The organism is Streptomyces sp. H27-D2, assembly GCF_035828615.1.
Classification (GTDB): Bacteria; Actinomycetota; Actinomycetes; order Streptomycetales; family Streptomycetaceae; genus Streptomyces.
Genome location: NZ_JAYMZR010000229.1, coordinates 1 through 787 on the forward strand (window position 1 = coordinate 1; position 787 = coordinate 787).

The window sequence follows — 787 nt, forward strand, 5'->3', positions numbered from 1 at the left end:
AGGTTGCGGAAGGCCGTGTTCACCGAGTCGGTGAGGTCCTTCCAGGTCCCCGCCGCGCCCGGCACCTGCGCCTGACCGCCCAGTTCGCCCTCGACGCCGATCTCCCGCGCGACGCGCGTCACCTCGGCGCCGAACGACGACAGCTGGTCCACCATCGTGTTGACGGTGTTCTTCAGCTCCTGCATCTCGCCGGAGACGTCCACGGTGACCTTCTGGGACAGATCGCCGTTGGCCACCGCCGTCGTCACCTGCGCGATGTCCCGCACCTGCGCGGTGAGGTTGCGGAACGCGGTGTTCACCGAGTCCGTGAGGTCCTTCCAGGTCCCCGCCGCGCCCGGCACCTGCGCCTGACCGCCCAGCAGTCCCTCGGCCCCGACCTCGCTCGCCACCCGCGTCACTTCGTCGCCGAAGGTGCGCAGCGTCTCGGTCATGGTGTTGATCGTGTCGGCGAGCTGCGCGACCTCGCCGCGCGCGCTGACCGTGACCTTCTGCGACAGATCGCCGTTGGCGACCGCCGTGGTGACCGTCGCGATCCCCCGGACCTGCGCCGTGAGGTTGCCCGCCATCAGGTTGACCGAGTCGGTGAGGTCCTTCCAGACCCCCGCGACGCCCGGCACCTGCGCCTGGCCGCCGAGCTCGCCCTCGGTGCCGACCTCCCGTGCGACGCGCGTCACCTCGGAGGCGAACGACGAGAGCTGATCCACCATCGTGTTCACGGTGTTCTTCAGTTCGAGCATCTCGCCGGCCACATGAACCGTGACCTTCCGTGACAGATCGCCCTTCGCCA

1 protein-coding gene is annotated in these 787 nt (G+C 69.4%); it reads right to left on the reverse strand.

From position 1 onward, the window contains the following. A partial coding sequence (locus QMK28_RS34045; protein WP_326443567.1) for a HAMP domain-containing protein occupies positions 1–787 on the reverse strand: 787 nt, incomplete at both ends.